The organism is Citrobacter sp. TBCP-5362, from assembly GCF_005406305.1.
GTDB lineage: Bacteria > Pseudomonadota > Gammaproteobacteria > Enterobacterales > Enterobacteriaceae > Citrobacter_B > Citrobacter_B koseri.
In genome coordinates this window covers 1,401,897-1,419,184 of the sequence record NZ_CP040234.1, presented here as the reverse complement: position 1 = coordinate 1,419,184, position 17,288 = coordinate 1,401,897, and the positions used below count along the sequence as shown (strand labels likewise).

At 54.7% G+C, this 17,288-nt stretch carries 19 protein-coding genes; 5 read left to right on the top strand and 14 right to left on the bottom strand.

Annotated features, from left to right (window positions below):
• Nucleotides 1-11 precede the first annotated feature (11 nt).
• The 7 genes from dedD to pdxB form a co-directional block, all read right to left on the bottom strand.
• Complete coding sequence (gene dedD / locus FD428_RS06880; protein ID WP_012131455.1) at nt 12-695, bottom strand: cell division protein DedD; 684 nt, start codon at nt 693-695, stop codon at nt 12-14.
• Nucleotides 685-1,953: a bifunctional tetrahydrofolate synthase/dihydrofolate synthase gene (gene folC / locus FD428_RS06875; RefSeq protein WP_012131454.1), complete on the bottom strand. Its 1,269-nt coding sequence runs from the start codon at nt 1,951-1,953 to the stop codon at nt 685-687. Before folC ends, dedD begins: the two co-directional genes overlap by 11 nt.
• Nucleotides 1,954-2,145: 192 nt before the next feature.
• The gene (gene accD, locus FD428_RS06870) at nt 2,146-3,060 is read right to left on the bottom strand and encodes an acetyl-CoA carboxylase, carboxyltransferase subunit beta (protein WP_012131453.1); all 915 of its coding nucleotides are present in this window, start codon (nt 3,058-3,060) and stop codon (nt 2,146-2,148) included.
• Between the two features lie 152 nt (nt 3,061-3,212).
• Nucleotides 3,213-3,872 (bottom strand): DedA family protein, encoded by a 660-nt coding sequence (locus tag FD428_RS06865; protein WP_012131452.1) that lies wholly within the window; start codon nt 3,870-3,872, stop codon nt 3,213-3,215.
• Nucleotides 3,873-3,895: 23 nt separating this feature from the next.
• Nucleotides 3,896-4,708 carry a tRNA pseudouridine(38-40) synthase TruA gene (gene truA, locus FD428_RS06860; RefSeq protein ID WP_012131451.1) on the bottom strand — a complete coding sequence of 271 codons (813 nt, stop codon included), beginning with the start codon at nt 4,706-4,708 and terminating at the stop codon, nt 3,896-3,898.
• Nucleotides 4,708-5,721 (bottom strand): aspartate-semialdehyde dehydrogenase, encoded by a 1,014-nt coding sequence (locus FD428_RS06855; protein WP_012131450.1) that lies wholly within the window; start codon nt 5,719-5,721, stop codon nt 4,708-4,710. The genes truA and FD428_RS06855 overlap by 1 nt, the downstream gene beginning before the upstream one ends.
• A gap of 61 nt (nt 5,722-5,782) precedes the next feature.
• The gene (gene pdxB, locus FD428_RS06850; RefSeq protein ID WP_114848253.1) at nt 5,783-6,919 is read right to left on the bottom strand and encodes a 4-phosphoerythronate dehydrogenase PdxB; all 1,137 of its coding nucleotides are present in this window, start codon (nt 6,917-6,919) and stop codon (nt 5,783-5,785) included.
• Nucleotides 6,920-7,021: 102 nt separating this feature from the next.
• Between pdxB and flk the strand changes: the two genes are divergently transcribed.
• Nucleotides 7,022-8,023, top strand: a complete 1,002-nt coding sequence (gene flk / locus FD428_RS06845) for a flagella biosynthesis regulator Flk (protein ID WP_058669110.1) — start codon at nt 7,022-7,024, stop codon at nt 8,021-8,023.
• Here flk and FD428_RS06840 read toward each other — a convergent pair.
• The gene (locus FD428_RS06840) at nt 8,020-9,198 is read right to left on the bottom strand and encodes an MFS transporter (protein WP_114848254.1); all 1,179 of its coding nucleotides are present in this window, start codon (nt 9,196-9,198) and stop codon (nt 8,020-8,022) included. The genes flk and FD428_RS06840 overlap by 4 nt on opposite strands.
• Nucleotides 9,199-9,377: 179 nt before the next feature.
• Entirely contained in the window at nt 9,378-9,752 is a 375-nt protein-coding gene (locus FD428_RS06835) for a hypothetical protein (protein ID WP_114848255.1), read from the bottom strand.
• Nucleotides 9,753-9,925: 173 nt separating this feature from the next.
• On the opposite strand from FD428_RS06835, the gene FD428_RS06830 reads away from it, so the two are divergent.
• The 3 genes from FD428_RS06830 (at nt 9,926) to FD428_RS06820 (ending at nt 11,236) form a co-directional block, all read left to right on the top strand.
• The gene (locus FD428_RS06830) at nt 9,926-10,174 is read left to right on the top strand and encodes a helix-turn-helix domain-containing protein (RefSeq protein ID WP_047462299.1); all 249 of its coding nucleotides are present in this window, start codon (nt 9,926-9,928) and stop codon (nt 10,172-10,174) included.
• 163 nt (nt 10,175-10,337) lie between these two features.
• Complete coding sequence (locus FD428_RS21820) at nt 10,338-10,706, top strand: hypothetical protein (RefSeq protein ID WP_114848256.1); 369 nt, start codon at nt 10,338-10,340, stop codon at nt 10,704-10,706.
• Nucleotides 10,706-11,236 carry a YbjP/YqhG family protein gene (locus FD428_RS06820; protein ID WP_047462296.1) on the top strand — a complete coding sequence of 177 codons (531 nt, stop codon included), beginning with the start codon at nt 10,706-10,708 and terminating at the stop codon, nt 11,234-11,236. Before FD428_RS21820 ends, FD428_RS06820 begins: the two co-directional genes overlap by 1 nt.
• Before the next feature lie 111 nt (nt 11,237-11,347).
• On the opposite strand, the gene fabB is transcribed toward FD428_RS06820, so the two are convergent.
• Nucleotides 11,348-12,568 carry a beta-ketoacyl-ACP synthase I gene (gene fabB, locus FD428_RS06815; RefSeq protein ID WP_058667781.1) on the bottom strand — a complete coding sequence of 407 codons (1,221 nt, stop codon included), beginning with the start codon at nt 12,566-12,568 and terminating at the stop codon, nt 11,348-11,350.
• Nucleotides 12,569-12,726: 158 nt separating this feature from the next.
• Between fabB and mnmC the strand changes: the two genes are divergently transcribed.
• The gene (gene mnmC / locus FD428_RS06810) at nt 12,727-14,727 is read left to right on the top strand and encodes a bifunctional tRNA (5-methylaminomethyl-2-thiouridine)(34)-methyltransferase MnmD/FAD-dependent 5-carboxymethylaminomethyl-2-thiouridine(34) oxidoreductase MnmC (RefSeq protein ID WP_114848257.1); all 2,001 of its coding nucleotides are present in this window, start codon (nt 12,727-12,729) and stop codon (nt 14,725-14,727) included.
• A gap of 68 nt (nt 14,728-14,795) precedes the next feature.
• Here the strand turns inward: mnmC and FD428_RS06805 are convergent, their stop codons facing one another.
• Genes FD428_RS06805 through mepA form a run of 4 tightly spaced genes read right to left on the bottom strand, consistent with a single transcriptional unit; the run spans nt 14,796 to nt 17,288 of the window.
• Complete coding sequence (locus FD428_RS06805) at nt 14,796-15,074, bottom strand: YfcL family protein (RefSeq protein WP_012131443.1); 279 nt, start codon at nt 15,072-15,074, stop codon at nt 14,796-14,798.
• Between the two features lie 32 nt (nt 15,075-15,106).
• Nucleotides 15,107-15,655 carry an elongation factor P hydroxylase gene (locus FD428_RS06800; protein WP_012131442.1) on the bottom strand — a complete coding sequence of 183 codons (549 nt, stop codon included), beginning with the start codon at nt 15,653-15,655 and terminating at the stop codon, nt 15,107-15,109.
• The gene (locus FD428_RS06795) at nt 15,655-16,464 is read right to left on the bottom strand and encodes a sulfite exporter TauE/SafE family protein (RefSeq protein ID WP_012131441.1); all 810 of its coding nucleotides are present in this window, start codon (nt 16,462-16,464) and stop codon (nt 15,655-15,657) included. The genes FD428_RS06800 and FD428_RS06795 overlap by 1 nt, the downstream gene beginning before the upstream one ends.
• Complete coding sequence (mepA, locus tag FD428_RS06790) at nt 16,464-17,288, bottom strand: penicillin-insensitive murein endopeptidase (RefSeq protein ID WP_012131440.1); 825 nt, start codon at nt 17,286-17,288, stop codon at nt 16,464-16,466. Before mepA ends, FD428_RS06795 begins: the two co-directional genes overlap by 1 nt.

The window sequence follows — 17,288 nt, the reverse complement described above, 5'->3', positions numbered from 1 at the left end:
GCAGCGGTGGCTTAGTTCGGGCTGTAACCCATCACCACACCACTCAAACCGGAGATCTGCTGTAACTCGCCAAGAGAATTTTTCAGCTTGTCTCTTGAGGCGTCAGGCCCGACGAGGATACGGGTTATTTTACCCTGTACCGGCGTTGACGGAGAAGTATATACCCGGAAGCCCGCGCCACGAAGTTTACCCACTATCTCATTGACCTTATCGGCATTTTTCAACGCCCCCAACTGCACAACGTACGCTTTACCCGTTGGCGCGGGTTTTTCTTCAGCAGCAGGTTTCGGCTCAGGCGCCGGTGTCGGCGTTGCCGCTACCGGTTGCTGCGGCTTCGGCTGTGGTTTCGGCTTTTCAACCGGTTTCGGTTTCGGCGGCTCAACAGGTGCGGGGACAGGATCGAAACTGGCGTTGTTTTCCGCAGCAAAACGGGAAGGGTCCAGAGACGGCGCTGCCGCATCTCCGGCACGCACCTCCTCAGCAGCGCCTTCAGGCGGCTGGGTCGGCAACGCCTGTGTTGCGGCTGGCATCATATCAGGCTCATCGCGATCGCCAGGCTTTGGCACCAGCGGGATCGCCGCAAACTCATCCTGATAGTGTTTTTTCTGCCCGTCGAGCAGCCCGGGAAGCACAATCACCCCGAGAGCGACCAGCACGATTGTGCCAACTAAACGATTCTGAAACTTACTCGCCACCGCTTCTCCCCGCGTCCATCACTTCCATGACATGTGCAACCGTGTGAAATGATCCACACACCAGCACGGTATCTTCTGGTTTCGCCTCTGCCAGCGCTGCATGCCACGCCAGCGCGACACTGTCATAGACAGTACCTTTGCCCAGATGTTCCAGCAATTGCTCCGCCGTCGCGCCGCGCGGCCCTTCCAGCGGCGCGCAATACCAGTCGTCGACCACGCTTTTCAGCCAGGCTAACGTCCCTGCGATATCTTTATCATGTAGCATACCGATAACGGCAAGTATACGCCCGTTTTTCGGCAACATTTTCAGGCGTTCTGTCAGATATTCCGCAGCATGGGGATTATGTGCGACATCCAGAATCACCCGTGGCGATTCGCTCACTATCTGGAAACGACCGGGCAAAATCGCCCGGGCAATACCGTCACGAATCGCCTGCTCGCTGATGTTCAGCCCGCTGGCGCGCAGTGCCGCCAGCGCGGTGGCGGCGTTAGGCTGAGGCACCTGCGGCAGCGGAAGATTCGCCAGCGTACCTTCGCCGTCCGTAAACGACCAGCCGTCGCCCGTCACATCATAATGCCAGTCCACGCCGCGACGCTGTAACTGCGCCCCGGTTTCCTGCGCCACATCGGCGATGGTATACGGCATTTCCGGCTCGCCGACGATAGCCGGTTTTTCCGCCCGGAAGATCCCCGCCTTCTCACGCCCGATACTTTCGCGATCCGGCCCCAGCCAGTCGGTATGATCCAACGCAATGCTGGTCACTACCGCAACATCCGCATCAACAATATTGGTCGCGTCCAGACGTCCGCCCAGCCCGACTTCCAGAATCACCACGTCAAGCTGAGCCTGCTTAAACAGCCACAGCGCCGACAGCGTGCCGTATTCAAAGTAGGTCAGAGAAATGTCTTCGCGCGCGGCCTCAATCTCGGCGAACGAGGCGGTATGAGCAGACTCCGGCAACTCGTTCCCCTGCACGCGAACGCGTTCGGTATAGCGCACCAGATGCGGAGAACTGTAGACGCCCACTTTATAGCCCGCCGCCGTCAGCACAGACTCCAGCGTGCGGCAGGTCGTTCCTTTACCGTTAGTGCCCGCCACCGTAAAGACAAACGGCGCGGGTTTCAGCACGCCCAGACGCGCCGCAACCCGGCTTACGCGTTCCAGACCCAAATCGATAGTTTTACTGTGCAGGTTTTCCAGATAAGAAAGCCACGCTGCCAGGGGCGACGCGGCTTGGGGAATGCGTTTATTGTCCATGTTGCCTGTAAATTTATTACGTTGAGAAAAGCAAAAGGCAGCGCCAGCTGGCCCTGCCCTTTTGTACTCGTCGTCTTTCAAGCTGCAGGTGTGTTGGCTGCTCTCGCTCACCCGAATCACTTGCCTGTGCAAGCTCATCGGGATTCGCTCTCTTGCCGCCTTCCTGCAACTCGAAATCCATAGAGTAAATTATCAGGCCTCGGGTTCCTGATCGGGTACCGGCGGCACCACCTCGCCTTCGCGCGGCGCATCCGGGTTCGGCGCCGGAAGATTCATCAGCTTCGCCAGAACGCTTGCCAGTTTCAGGCGCATTTCCGGGCGGCGGACGATCATATCGATAGCGCCTTTTTCAATCAGAAACTCACTGCGCTGGAATCCCGGCGGCAGTTTCTCACGTACGGTTTGTTCAATAACACGCGGGCCCGCAAAACCAATTAACGCTTTCGGTTCTGCAATGTTGAGATCGCCGAGCATCGCAAAACTTGCGGAAACGCCGCCCATTGTCGGATCGGTCAACACGGAGATATACGGCAGACCACGCTCTTGCATTTTCGCCAGCGCAGCGGAGGTTTTCGCCATCTGCATCAGCGACATCAGCGCTTCCTGCATACGCGCGCCGCCGGAAGCGGAGAAGCAGATCAGCGGGCAGTTATCTTCCAGCGCCTGCTCAACGGCACGGACAAAACGCGCGCCGACCACAGACCCCATAGAACCGCCCATAAAGGAGAACTCAAACGCCGCCGCGACAATCGGCATATCGTGGAGCGTACCTTTCATCACCACCAGCGCGTCTTTCTCACCGGTTTCCTTCTGCGCGGAAGCCAGACGATCTTTATACTTCTTGGAGTCGCGGAACTTCAGCACATCTTTCGGCTCAAGTTCGCTGCCCAGTTCCACAAGGCTTCCTTCATCTAACAGGCTATGCAGGCGATTGCGCGCCGACATGCGCATATGATGGTCACACTTCGGACAGACCTCAAGATTACGTTCCAGCTCAGCACGGTATAAAACCTGACCGCAGCTATCACACTTGGTCCACACCCCTTCAGGAATGCTTGCCTTGCGGGTGGGAGTAATGTTGCTTTTAATTCGTTCAATCCAGCTCATTAGTGACCTTTCTGCCTGAACCTTAGTCGTCAGCTTTGTTATCAGGAGCGCATAATGCCATTTTTGCCCCCAACAGACTATGAATGTTGCACATTAAAACATAACAGCCCGAAACTTTGGATAAAAAAGTGGTCGAACCGCTGAGTTACTTTCTATTTTGCGGCACGCGACGCAGCGCGCTTATGGCGAATGATTTCAACCACGCCTGGCAATATCGACACCACAATAATCCCTACGATCAGTAACTTAAGGTTATCCTGAATCATAGGGATCGTACCGAAGAAATACCCCGCATATGTGAAGAGCAGCACCCATAAAAGCGCGCCAATGACGTTATACGCGGCAAAATGGCGATAAGACATATGTCCCATACCCGCAACAAACGGCGCAAAGGTTCTGACAATCGGGACAAAACGGGCCAGAATAATGGTTTTCCCGCCATGCTTCTCATAAAACTGGTGCGTCTTATCAAGGTAACTGCGACGGAAAATTTTTGAATTCGGGTTACTGAATAACCGTTCGCCAAACAATCTGCCGATCGTGTAGTTCACCGCGTCGCCGACAATCGCGGCGATCAGCATTAACATCACCATAATATGTACGTTGAGATCGTTGGTTTCCAGCGACGCCAACGCGCCCGCCACAAACAGCAACGAATCCCCCGGCAGAAACGGCGTCACCACCAGTCCGGTTTCACAAAACAGGATCAGGAACAGAATGGCATATACCCAGACGCCGTATTCCGCGACCAGCTCCGCCAGGTGCACGTCAATGTGCAGGATAAAATCAATCAGAAAATAAATCAGGTCCATATTGATGCCTTATACGACTCAAATTAGTCCGCCAGAAACAGCGGGCCCAGTGGCGTTTTGGGAAGGTCAAACCGTTCCGGGTAATCAACCGCAACCAGATACAACCCTTCCGCTTTCGCCGTTGCTGCTGAAAGCCGCCTGTCCTTAGCCGCCAGCAACTCTGCTATCCAGCTCTCCGGCTGGTTGTGGGCGCCTACTTCCATCAGGCTACCGACAATATTCCTGACCATATGATGTACAAAGGCATTGGCTTTGATATCGACCACCACATATGCACCGTGACGCGTCACGTTAATGTGCATCACGTTTCGCCACGGCGTACGCGACTGGCACTGTACCGCGCGAAACGAGGTAAAATCATTTTCACCAATCAGACACTGCGCCGCCCGGTGCATACGTTCCGCGTCCAGCGGCTCATAAAAGTGCGTAACCCCATGACCTAAAATCGCCGGGCGCAACCGATGATTGTAGATGATGTAGCGATAACGGCGAGCCGTTGCGCTAAACCGGGCGTGAAAATCCTCAGGTACAGCTTTAACCCAACGAACCGCGATGTCACCAGGTAAATTCGCATTTACACCCAGCGTCCATGCCGCGTCTTTACGCAACGCGGTGGTTTCAAAATGCACCACCTGCCCCGTTCCGTGTACGCCAGCATCTGTCCGCCCGGCGCAAAACACGTTAACAGGTTCGTTGGCAACCTGAGAAAGCGCCTTTTCCAGCTTTTCCTGAACGCTGCGCACTTCGTTCTGGCGTTGCCAGCCATAATATTTGCTGCCGTCGTACTCAATGCCCAGCGCAATTTTATAAACTGGCGGTTGTTCCACTGCTGACATCAGTACAGGTACTCCTGCACCAGTTTTTCCGCGGTTTTGACCGCCATCAGCGCGCCGCCAAAGCGAACGTTATCGGCCACCGACCAGAACTGAACCTGCTCCGGCATGCCATAGTCGTTACGCACACAGCCGACAGAAAGCTGCGGATTGCCAGACGCATCGCCCACCTGAGTCGGGAAGTCAGTCTCTTCAGACAGCACAATATCTTCGCCGCGAGAAAAGGCATCGCGCGCCTCTTCCGCCGCCAGCGGGCGCAGCGCTTCAAAACTGACCATTTGCGCATGGCCATAAAATACTGGCGACTGAATGCAACTGGCGGAAATCATCAGCCCGTCGTCCTGCAAAATCTTACGCACTTCATCAACGATACGGCGCTCTTCGCGCACGCTGCCTTCACTGTCCGGCAGGAGCGGCAGCATGTTAAACGCCAGTTGGCGACCAAAGAAATCATCTTCGTCGATAGGGATACCGTTGAGCAGTTTCGCGCTCTGACCGGCCAGCGCATCCACCGCTTTTTTCCCGTGTGCCGAAGCGGAAAGCAGGCTGGTGACGCTAATGCGCGACAGACCGCCTTCATCAATCAGCGGCTTCAGCGAGGCCAGCAACTGGCTGGTCAGGCTGTTGGCTACGGCGATCACATTGCGGTTGCGGTAATCGGCCAGCACAGACGGGTTCACTTCCGGCACCACTAATGGCACATCCGGTTCCAGGGCAAACAGGCCGCTGCTGTCGATCACCAGACAGCCCGCATTGGTGGCTTCCTCAACCCATGCGGCAGAGGCTTCAGCGCCAGCGACAAAAAACGCCAGCTGCGCCTGCGTCCAGTCAAAATCAGCGACATCCTGCACAATGACCGACTTGCCGCTATAGCGCAGATGTTCGCCCGCACTTTCATTACGCGCCAGCGCATAAATCTCACCGACCGGGAACTGACGTTCAGCCAGCGTTTCGAGCAGGGCTTCGCCTACGGCGCCTGTTGCGCCCAGGATGGCAATGTTCCAGCCTTCAGACATGGTGGTTTACTCCAGAAATAGCAAAGCTCCCCGCGCTATGCAGGGAGCGACAAAAAGAATGTTAATGGGCCGGATGATGAACGGCGTTGAAACCGAGCTTATGCAGCAGCGTGGCGGCACTGGCATCGTCGCACATCACGTACAAGGAAGACCATTCACGGCGCTCAAGGTAATTCTTACGCAGCTTATCAAACTCGCCCGGAATTCCGGCGACTTTACGCAGTGGCGCATCATCGCGGCGCACATCATACACCAAATGCGCCAGCCTTTTCAGTGTCGGCTGATCCAGCGGGCCATGCAGCGTAATACGCCCAAACTCCGGCGCGGGTAGCAGCGTATCCAGCGCCACTTTTTGCGCCCGTCCGATAAACGTACTATAGGCTTCAAAGACCTGCGTGGTGCCGCGCGCCTTCCCTTCCAGGGTATAACCGGCAATGTGCGATGTGCCGATATCAATTTTTTCCAGCAGCGCCACGTTGAGATCGGGCTCCCCTTCCCAGACATCAAGCACCACGCTCAGCGACTGCCCGGCATTCAGGCGCGCCAGCAGCGCGGTGTTATCCACCACCGGGCCGCGACAGGCGTTAATCAGAATCGTCCCCGGCTTCAGCCGCCCGATCAGCGCCTCATCCGCCAGGTGCAGCGTCTTGTAAGGCCCCTCTTTATACAACGGCGTGTGGAACGTCAGAATATCCGCTTCCTGGACCAGCTCATCCAGCGAGCGGAAATCACCTTCATCGCCCCGGTCCGCACGCGGCGGATCGCACAGCAAAGTGCGAATGCCCAACGCTTCCAGCCTCGCCTGCAAGCGAGCGCCAACATTACCTACGCCGACAATCCCCACGGTGCGGTCGCTTAAAGCAAAACCGTCACGCTCCGCCAGCATCAGTAAAGCGGAAAAAACATATTCAACAACAGCGATAGCATTGCAGCCAGGCGCCGCTGAAAACCCCACGCCAGACTGCTTAAGCCACGCCTCATCCACATGATCGGTCCCGGCGGTTGCGGTACCGACAAATTTGATGGATTTCCCCCCAAGCAGCGCTTCATTCACTTTGGTGACTGAACGCACCATTAACGCATCCGCATCATCAAGTTCTGCAACGGGAATGGGGCGACCGGGAACCGCTTTGACCTCGCCCAGACGGCTAAATAATTCGCGGGCATAAGGCATATTTTCATCAACGAGGATTTTCACGTCTGCGTACCTGTTTGAGAACGAGAGTTAACCGGGCAAGTGTGCCATAATCTGGCCGCCAGGCATACTTTGCTAAGATTTATGGTTTAAGGATAAGTGATGATGCAACCCATTTCCGGTACTCCCGCACGCCCTCCCGGTGAAGGTCAGACTGCGCCTTCCGTTGCCGGAGAACAGCCGCTATCCACCCAGCAGCGCACGGTGCTGGAACGCCTGATTACGCGTCTGATTTCACTGACGCAACAGCAAAGCGCGGAAGTCTGGGCCGGAATGAAACACGATCTGGGCGTAAAAAGCGACACGCCGTTGCTGTCGCGTCACTTCCCCGCCGCAGAACAAAATCTCACGCAACGCCTGAGCGTCGCTCAGCAGAACCACGCGAATCGTCAGGTGCTCTCGCAGTTGACGGAATTATTGAGCCAGGGGAACAATCGCCAGGCCGTCAGTGATTTTATTCGCCAACAGTATGGTCAGACGGCGCTCAGCCAGTTAACGCCCGAGCAGTTAAAGAATGTGCTGACGCTACTGCAACAGGGGCAACTTTCCATTCCTCAGCCTCAACAACGTCCGGCAACCGACAGACCGTTATTGCCTGCCGAGCATAATACGCTCAACCAACTGGTGACGAAGCTGGCCGCCGCGACGGGCGAATCGGGCAAACTTATCTGGCAGTCCATGCTGGAACTTTCCGGTGTGAAAAGCGGCGAGCTGATCCCTGCAAAACAGTTCACGCACCTGGTCACCTGGCTGCAAGCGCGCCAGACCCTCAGCAACCAGAGCGCGCCTACCCTACAGACGCTACAGGCGGCGCTAAAACTGCCGCTGGAGCCGAATGAATTCACGGCGTTAAGAGATTACGCCCAGCAGACATATCAGGCGTTGCCGCATACAATTCTGACAACCGCTCAGGTTCAGGATCTGCTGAACCAGGTCTTCCTGCGCCGCGTTGCGCGCGAAAGAGAGTTAACCGAGCCGCATCACATTCAGCCGATATACAGCCCGTTCGCCCCGATGATTGAAACCATCAAATCCGTAACGGCGCGACCGGGGCTGATCTTTATCGCACTGGCGGTTGCCTTCATTCTGTTCTGGCTGGTGTCTTAACCCCGGCGAAACGACAGCAGCGCCACCACAATCCCCACGACGGCAGAGATCGCCCCGGCGAGGAACACGGAAGAGTAGCCGCACGAGGTGGCTAACAGCCCGGCCAGCGGACCGGTAATGCCGTAGGAGATGTCCTGAAACGCGGCATAGCCGCCAAGTGCCGTACCGCGTACCTGAGAAGGTACGCGCTTCACCACTTCAACACCCAGCGCCGGGAAGATGAGCGAGCACCCTGCCCCGGTTAACGCCGCGCCCAATAGCGCAATCCAGGCCACAGGCGCCAGCCAAAGCAGCACCAGCCCTGCCGTTTCGACCAACAGGGACGCAACCGCCACCTTCACACCGCCAAAGCGATCCGGCATCCAGCCAAACAGCACGCGCATCAGCACGAAAGCGCCGCCAAACGCGGTCAACGTAAAACCGGCCATCGCCCAGCCTTTACTGGCGAAATAGAGTGAAATAAAGGTGCCGATAACGGCGAAACCAACCCCCTGTAGCGCCAGCCCCAGGCCCGGCTTCCAGATGAGGCCGACGACGCTCCACAGCGACGGACGTTCGCCCGCGTGCGCAGGTACTTTACGCACGGTGCCATTAAATGCCCAGGCCAGCAGCGGCAGCGCCATTGTCGTTCCTGCCAGCGCCGCAAAACCGTAATGGCTGTGAATCAGTAAACCAAGCGGCGCACCGGCAGCCAGCGCGCCGTAAATCGCCATGCCATTCCACGACATCACTTTACCGGAGCGCGAAGGCCCTACCAGCCCCATCCCCCAGGTCAGGGTTCCGGTCAGTAGCTGGCTTTCGCCAAAACCCAGGATCAGTCGCCCGACGATCAGCAACGCGAATTTTACAGGTACAGAAACAGGTAACAACGCCGCCAACAGCCACGCGCCCCCCGCCAGCGCGCAGGCCAACATCCCCTGTAGCGCGGAACGTTTAGCGCCATATTGATCGGCCAGTCGCCCGGCGTAACCACGGGTCAATACCGTTGCAAGGAATTGAATGCCCACCGCGATGCCGACCATCGTGTTGCCATAGCCCAGCTCATGATGAACAAAAAGAGGGATTACAGGTAACGGTAAACCGACCGTCATATAGGTCAGAAAAACCGCAAAAGCGATACGAAAAAGCGAAAAATTCGCAGAAGGTGTTTTTTCTTTTTGGGATACAGCTGTCATGCGTTACTCCAGAATGCAGAGTAAGGCGAGGAAATGCCACGCCCCCTCCACCTGACCATCAGGATTAAGGTGCGTTGGATAACGTTAAACGCTTACGCATTATCATGGGGATAATGTTGAGCGTGAAGTCTGCCTGTGAGCCGCTAAACTTGTCAACCTTGAAATCTCAGGAAGTTGTATCAAAACGAAGACTTGTCATCGAACAGAAAGGGAAAGACGGCATCGATTCCCTTTGTCCTGAACAGCCCGGTCACCTGTACACGTTGCCCCGGCGTCAGTAGCCTGAATATCATATCCCAGATCTCTTTGGGTTCCACTTCCTGGTCGAAGGCATTCTCCAGCGTTAGCACTGCCTCATTTTCGTTCAAATAAGGACGGAGGTAGAGAGGAAAAACAGAAATATGGTACTCCTCAGCTTTCGATTTAGCACGCTTACGTTTGACACTCTCTTTCCCCTCACTGTACTTATTCAAACGTTCACGAACCGCAGGCACACTTCCTGGAAACCCCGGTAATGCAAGACACTCCTTAACCGTGAACCACTCTTTTGCCATCAGTCTCTTTCCTTTTCCCTGATGAAATAAAAATATTTTTTCTTTTGCGCGAAATTTCAGGTTTATTCTGGCAATATTCTTATAATGAAAAAGAAAGTAACGTTCTTTTTGTCGCGCTAATTTATAACCTGAAAAATATCGGCGCCGATAACACATCTTCTTAGGATTACAGAATGGAACACAAAAGCCAAGACTGGCATCGTGCAGATATTAAAAGTGCACTGGAAAAAAGAGGAATTACGCTCAGAGATCTTTCACGAGCAGCTGGATTATCTCCCGACTCGTTACGCAATGTATTTACCCGCCATTGGCCCAGAGCAGAGCTGATCATTGCGGTGGCGCTGGAGACCACACCAGATGTGATTTGGCCTTCGCGCTACATTTCTGGTCATGAGGAACCACATCAGCGTTCAGAAGAATAAAACACTATAAATCCAGAAATATTTTTCAGGTCAATATTATTTGGCATATTAAATACAATCAAATTATTTATAATTCTTTTTTATAGCACATATTACCTATATACCCCATTATTACAGTGATAATTAATTAACGGATCACGTAATAACATCCAAAGGATATAATATGGTCTGGGATATAAGAACAGCAACAAACTATGCAAAGCATCACGCTCATACACACTCAATCAAAAAATGTGCTGAATATACACGAAAGGCAATCCGTGCTGGAGGCATAGATATAGGGAACACTGGGCACGCCAAAGATTATGGTTCTCTTTTAATGAACTCGGGTTTCAGACCCGTCTCTCCTTATGAGTCCCCGCGAGCAGGTGATGTTGTCATTTTGCAACCGTATGAGGGAGGAAACCCAAGCGGTCATATGGCTATATTTGATGGACAAGACTGGTATTCCGATTTCAAACAACGTGATATGTGGGCAGGTCCTGGTTACAGAGCAGCAAAACCACAATATACGATATACAGGAGGAACTAATGCGATTTATTCTCCCATTAATCCTTTTACTGTTATCCGCATGTAATGTTCACAATGATACAAGTAGTCGTAACATGGTGAGTCAATTCTACCCCCAGTACATGGCAATATACGCCAGCGATAACGATAAGAGCCTTATCAATTACACCAATCCTATTTATGAAAAATATGTTTCAACTGAAATTATTCGCAGATTAAAGAAAATTGACGATTATTATGAGCAGGAAATCGTGGCGTCAGACTACTTTATGTACGTGCAGGACTACGCGCCGGAATGGATCGCTAAATTCCACGCAGGAACAGCCAGTGCTTTTTTGGGAGGTGAAAAAGTGGATGTATGGCTTGGCGATTCCGATACCCGCCTTATCCATTTAATGGTGTACACTCGCCGGGAAAATGGCCAATGGAAAATTTATCGGGTACGCGATCTTACCCACCAGTTTGAACACCCGATCTACGATGCAGGCGCTATTGCCCGCGCCAGGGCGTGGTCGGCAAAAGTCGCGCAGGAATACGAAAACAAGCAATAAAAAAGGGAGCCATTATCGGCTCCCCTGTAGGCCTGATAAGCGAAGCGCCATCAGGCAAACGTTGATGTCGGATAGCGGCGTAAACGCCTTATTCGCCCAACGCCTTCAGATTTACGCTTTCAGCTTACGCATAACCAGCGTCGCGTTGGTGCCGCCAAAGCCGAAGCTGTTGGACATAACGGTCGTCAGTTCGCGATCGGTGGCTTCGGTTACGATGTTCAGACCTGCCGCTTGCTCGTCCATCTCTTCAATGTTGATGCTCGGCGCGATAAAGCCGTGTTCCAGCATCAGCAGCGAATAGATAGCTTCCTGCACGCCAGCCGCACCCAGAGAGTGACCGGTCATCGCTTTGGTCGCGGAGATAGCCGGGCTCTTATCGCCAAAGACTTCACGAATTGCGCCCAGTTCTTTCACGTCGCCTACCGGCGTAGACGTACCGTGGGAGTTCAGGTAGTCAATCGGAGAGTCAACGCCGTGCATCGCCATCTGCATGCAGCGCACTGCGCCTTCGCCTGACGGTGCAACCATGTCAGCGCCATCGGACGTTGCGCCGTAACCGACGATTTCCGCATAGATGTGCGCGCCGCGCGCCAGAGCATGTTCCAGTTCTTCAACCACAACCATACCGCCGCCGCCCGCGATAACGAAACCATCACGGTTCGCATCATAGGTACGGGAAGCTTTAGACGGATCGTCGTTGTATTTGGTGGACAGTGCGCCCATCGCGTCGAATTCACACGCCATTTCCCAGCACAGCTCTTCGCCGCCGCCGGCAAAGACGATGTCCTGTTTGCCCAGTTGAATCTGTTCAACCGCGTTGCCGATGCAGTGCGCAGAGGTCGCGCAAGCAGAGCTGATGGAGTAGTTCACGCCGTGGATTTTAAACGGCGTAGCGAGGCAGGCAGAAACGCCGGAGGCCATCGCTTTGGTCACTACATACGGGCCAACGGCTTTCAGACCACGCGGGCTACGCATGGCATCTGCGCCAAAGACCTGGAATTTCGGGGAGCCGCCGCCGGAACCTGCAATCAGGCCAACGCGCGGGTTATTCTGGTAAGTTTCTACAGAGAGACCCGCATCAGCAATCGCCTGCTCCATAGAAAGGTAAGCATAGATGGATGCGTCGCTCATAAAGCGCACTACTTTGCGGTCAATGAGGCCAGTGGTATCCAGTTTGACGTTACCCCAAACATGGCTACGCATGCCGGAGTCCTTCAGCTCCTGAGAGAAAGTGATCCCTGAACGTCCTTCACGCAGAGATGCCAGGACTTCCTGCTGGTTATTACCGATGCTGGAAACGATGCCCAGGCCAGTAATCACTGCACGTTTCATTCAATACCTCTGTAAGTCGCACTATTTTAAGATTCGACTCGCACAATAGCGTACACTTGTACGCCGAACAAGTCCGATCAGCCAATTAATATGGAAATTTGCGCCTCCGGGCGCACATCGCTAAGATCGTGACACTGCCTGTCAGACGAGTAACTTACGTGAAACAATACGCTATACAACCTGCCAACCTTGAATTCAACGCTGAGGGTACACCTGTTTCCCGAGATTTCGATGACGTCTACTTTTCCAATGATAATGGGCTGGAAGAGACGCGTTATGTTTTTCTCGGCGGCAATCAGCTTGAGGAGCGTTTTCCTCTGCACCCTCGCCCATTATTCGTGGTGGCAGAGAGCGGTTTCGGCACTGGCCTTAACTTCCTGACGCTCTGGCAGGCGTTCTCGCAGTTTCGCGACGCTCACCCTGAGGCTACGCTACAAAGATTACATTTTATCAGTTTTGAAAAATTTCCCCTGACGCAGGCCGACCTCGCTTTAGCCCATCAACACTGGCCAGAGCTTGCCCCCTGGGCACAGCAGCTACACGCGCAGTGGCCGCTGCCGCTGGCCGGGTGCCATCGTCTGATTCTTGATGACGGTCGTGTGACGCTGGATCTCTGGTTCGGCGATATTAATGAGCTGACGGGGAAACTGGATGAATCTCTGAACCAGAAAGTGGACGCCTGGTTTCTGGATGGTTTTGCCCCCGCGAAAAACCCTGACATGTGGACGCAGAATCTGTTTTCCACCATGGCGCGACTGGCTCGCCCTGGCGGAACGCTGGCGACGTTTACCTCTGCGGGATTCGTGCGCCGAGGGTTGCAGGAGGCAGGGTTCACGATGCAAAAACGCAAAGGTTTTGGCCGCAAGCGTGAAATGCTTTGCGGCGTCATGGCGCACGCGCTGACGTTCCCCTCTCCGACGCCGTGGTTCACCCGCAGCGGCAGCGCCAAACGAGACGTCGCAATCATCGGCGGCGGCATCGCCAGCGCGCTGCTGTCGCTGGCGCTTCTGCGCCGCGGCTGGCAGGTAACGCTCTATTGTTCAGATGAGCAGCCCGCGCAAGGCGCATCCGGCAATCGCCAGGGGGCGCTTTATCCCCTGCTCAGCAAACACGATGCGGCGATTAACCTCTTTTTCCCGAGCGCGTTTACGTTCGCGCGGCGTCTGTATGACGCGCTGCCGGTGACTTTCGACCATGACTGGTGCGGCGTCACGCAACTGGGCTGGGACGAAAAGAGCCAGCATAAAATCGATCAGATGCTGTCGCTGGCGTTGCCCGATGCGCTCGCAGTGGCTGTAGATCCAGACCAGGCGCAGCAGGAAACAGGCGTGGCGACACACTGTCGCGGAATAACGTATCCGGCTGGCGGCTGGCTGTGCCCCGCACAATTAACCGCTGCGCTGCTGGCGCTGGCTGCCACACAAGGGCTGCGGAGGCATTATACACACACGCTCACCGCCCTTTCGCGCCAGGCCACAGGCTGGCAGTTGCAATTTGCAGAGGGTAAGGCAGTTGAACATGAGGTGGTCGTGCTGGCAAACGGGCATCAGATTAACCACGTTGACCAGACGCGTCCGTTACCGGTCTATTCGGTGGCTGGTCAGGTGAGTCATATCCCGACAACGCCTGCGCTTTCCGCATTACGCCAGGTGCTGTGCTACGACGGATACCTCACGCCGCAAAACCCTGCCACTCATCAGCACTGCATTGGCGCCAGTTACCATCGTGACAGTGAGGAAACTGCCTATCGTGAAGACGATCAGCAGCAGAATCGCCAGCGCTTGATCGATTGCTTCCCGGATGCCGCATGGGCAAAAGAGGTTGATATCAGCGAAAAAGCGGCGCGCTGTGGCGTACGCTGCGCCACGCGCGATCATCTGCCGATGGTCGGAAATGTGCCGGACTATGATGCAACGCTCGCACAATACGCCGCCCTTGCCAGACAGAAAGACACCGCCGAACGCGCGCCGGTTTATCCTGATTTGTTTATGCTGGGAGCGCTCGGATCGCGCGGGTTGTGTTCAGCCCCGCTCTGCGCGGAAATTCTCGCGGCGCAAATGAGTGAAGAGCCCATTCCGATGGATGCTGACACGCTGGCGGCGTTAAACCCGAATCGTCTGTGGGTACGGAAGTTATTGAAGGGAAAAGCGGTGAAATAAGTCCATCCGTTGGATGAACGTTAACGCCACCCGGCAAGGTGAAAATGCCGGATGGCGACGCGTCCGGCCTACGCGTTAATGGCCTTCTGGAACAGGTTATCCCACATCTCTTTCACTAACGCCTGGTCACGCGGCGACAACTCGCCTGCGCCAATCGCTTTTTCCAGGCTGCTGGTGACGTTGGCATACACCGCTTCTGCGGAATGGTCATCACCGCCTTCCAGTTCTGCAACTGCTAACGTCAGGTGGCCACGCAGATATCCGCTGGCAAACAGCTCGTCATCGCTTGCGTGCTCTACCATATCGTCAATTAATGCCAGAATGCGTGATTCAAACTCCGCGATCATCTTCTTTCCTCATTGTAAACGTGGCGTCGGCCTCAGTTGAGCGCTTCCGGCCACGGGAACTGTTCCGCCGTAATGTCAGGCGTGTGATAATAATTCTGTAACGCTTTAATAAACCGGGCCGGGCGTTCAGGAATGCCTTTTTCCAGGTACTCCATCACCTGGGCATGAACCCGGCGCTGAAATACCACGCGATCCGGTTCGAAGTCCCCTTCCAGGTTGTCGCAACTGACGTTAAACGGATAACCCGCCGCCACGCAAAACAACCAGTCAAAGGCCTGCGGTTTCACTTCCACGTCTTCAAACTGGCTTTGGGTTTGCGCATCACGCCCATCCGGGCAATACCAGTAACCAAAATCCACCAGCTCGCGACGCGCCTTTCCGGCAATACACCAGTGCGAAATCTCATGCAGCGCGCTGGCGTAAAAGCCGTGCGCAAAAACAATCCGGTGGTACGGCACGTCCGCATCAGCAGGAAGATAGACCGGTTCGTCATCGCCTTTAATCAGACGTGTATTAAAATCGTCGGCAAAGCAGCCGTTAAAAATATCAATTAGCTGTTGGTAATGATGCGTACTGTTCATTAGTTCATCCCCAGCAAGTGGAGAATCTCCTGTCCGTGGTTATCATAAAGTAGTTTGGCGCTCATCACCGCAGAGACGATGACAATCATCGGGCGAATGAGCTTCTGTCCTTTGCTTAACACCAGTCGCGAGCCCATACGAGCGCCCAGAAACTGGCCAATCAGCATCACGAAACCTGTCGCCCAAATGACTTTACCGCCAATGGCAAACAGCAACAGGCCGCCAATATTCGAGGTGGCATTCAACACTTTGGCATGGGCGGTGGATTTCGCCAGGTTGTACCCGCACAGCGTCACAAACGCCAGCGCGTAAAACGATCCGGCAGCCGGGCCGAAGAAGCCATCGTAGAATCCGACGCAGCCCCCGGCGACCAGCGCGAAAGGCAGGCCATAAAGCCGACGCTGACGATCCTCTTCGCCGAGTTTCGGCATCAACAGGAAGTAAAGGCCAATACAAATAACCAGCACCGGTAAAATCTGCCGCAAAATGCTCGCCTGGACATATTGCACCAGTAACGCGCCGCTCATTGAGCCAATGAACGTCATCAGAATATTGAGTTTCTGATCGGCAAGATTGACCACTTTGCGACGAATGAAATAGATTGACGCGGAGAGTGAGCCGCCGCAGGCCTGCAATTTATTGGTCGCCAGCGCCTGTGCTGGCGACATGCCTGCCGCCATTAATGCAGGGATCGTTAATAAGCCGCCTCCCCCCGCCAGCGAATCAATAAATCCAGCCAGCATTGCCACGAAAAAAAGAACAATCAATAACAGCGGGGACACCATAAACAGATTTAAAAAATTGTCCATTAGAGTACATGCTCATCCAGTAGCGCCTGGCAGGAAGGCGGCAACGGTGGCGGTGTCTTCTTCTCAGGCTTTGTTGTTCCAGGTTCAGGAGGTTCAAACCAACTTTGTAGTTCTGCGCCGCATCCATCGCCAGGCGGAGGCAAAGGCTGATCTTCGCACTCCAGGCTGTCGGCAGGGCAACGTAATCGTACATGCATATGCGCACGATGCTGGAACCAGGGTCGCACTTTACGCAACCAGTCACGGTCGGTTCCGGCATCCAGGCATAACTGCTGTTTAATGGCAGGATTAACAAAAATACGCGTGACGTCGTTATCTTCCGCCGCCAGTTTGATCAGGCTGGAAATTTCCGGCTTCCACAGCGAAGGCACCACATGTTTGCCGTCGCGGGAGACCAGGTCAATTGCCTGAGGTCGCAGTAGCTGCGCCTGCGTCCAGCGTGTTTTCGGCAGTTGCAGAAAAATATCGACATCGAGCCCGGTCTGGTGGCTGGCATGTCCGCCGTTGAACCGCCCTCCCGCAGGCATCCCCATATCGCCGATCAACACCGTTCCAAATCCAAGGTTGCTGACCTGAGTGCTCAGTCGTTGAATAAACATCACGAGATCGGGATGACCAAAATAGCGGCGCTGATCGGTACGCATCACCTGATAGTGTTCGGACTGCACGGGAAGCGTGTCTGCCCCAACAATGCAGCCATTCGAAAAGCCGCCGATGGATTGCGCACTTCCGGGAACAGGATGCGTAATTTTCTGCCAGGGCGTCGCCGCCAGGCTGGCGCTGCTGACCAGAAGAGCCAGCAACGCGAGTGCCGTTTTTTTCAT